Genomic DNA, 745 nt, shown 5'->3' with positions numbered 1-745 from the left:
AATAAAAAAAAGACCCTTGAGGGTCTTTTAATTAAAATAATAAATTTTATATTAAATTATTTGATTGAATTAATTATATTTATTTGTTTTGCCATATCTTCTAATGATAAATTTTTATTACTAACACAGTAACTAACTTTCATAGGTTTATTTTGGTTTATTCTATCATTGTTTGTTTTAATACTATAAATTGTTTGAATAGATTTATTGTTTTCTATAGCCATAATTTGAACATTATTATTTATTAAAAATAATCCCAAAAAAATAAATAAATAAATACTTATTATTTTAAATTGATTTTTTAATTTAAACATTAATTAAAACTCCTTTTTATTTCTTTAAATTTAACATATTTAATATTATTTAATGTTTTCTTAGAATTATTCGATTGGCCTTTGAATGTTTTGGGTTTCTTGTGTTTGGGGTTGTTTTATGATATCTCGCATTTGAATCTGTTGCATTATCATATATATTTCCATATTTATTTTAACAATTTCCGTTCTAACATGACATAATCTTTCAATATTTGCATTATTTCTTGGTTCTCGAGATAGCACTATTTCTTGTGACTTTAGTTCATTTTTTCTTTCTTCTAATCGGATCTTTTGTGTTTCTAAAGTTATTCCAGAGAAAGCATACAAACATTTAGTATTAAAAATTAAAAAAATTCCTAATAAAACAAATAAACAAATACTTATTATTTTAAATTGATTTTTTAATTTAAACATTAATTAAAACTCCTTTT

The 745-nt window shown here is 19.9% G+C and carries 2 protein-coding genes; both read right to left on the bottom strand.

The window, feature by feature from the left end; genetic code table 11:
• Nucleotides 1-56 precede the first annotated feature (56 nt).
• Entirely contained in the window at nucleotides 57-314 is a 258-nt protein-coding gene (locus RI01_RS03050; RefSeq protein ID WP_017193199.1) for an SVM family protein, read from the bottom strand.
• A gap of 66 nt (nucleotides 315-380) precedes the next feature.
• Nucleotides 381-728, bottom strand: coding sequence for an SVM family protein (locus tag RI01_RS03045; protein ID WP_017193198.1), 348 nt, complete (start codon nucleotides 726-728; stop codon nucleotides 381-383).
• Between the last annotated feature and the right edge of the window lie 17 nt (nucleotides 729-745).

This window comes from Italian clover phyllody phytoplasma str. MA1 (assembly GCF_000300695.1).
Lineage (GTDB): Bacteria > Bacillota_I > Bacilli_A > Acholeplasmatales > Acholeplasmataceae > Phytoplasma.
The sequence above is the reverse complement of the archived record's forward strand: the minus strand, read 5'-3'. Positions and strand labels throughout refer to the sequence as shown.

What these genes read in the sequence shown, in the direction of transcription:
- RI01_RS03050 (WP_017193199.1), bottom strand. Translation starts at nt 314, where the DNA reads ATGTTTAAATTAAAAAATCAATTTAAAATAATAAGTATTTATTTATTT.
- RI01_RS03045 (WP_017193198.1), bottom strand. Translation starts at nt 728, where the DNA reads ATGTTTAAATTAAAAAATCAATTTAAAATAATAAGTATTTGTTTATTT.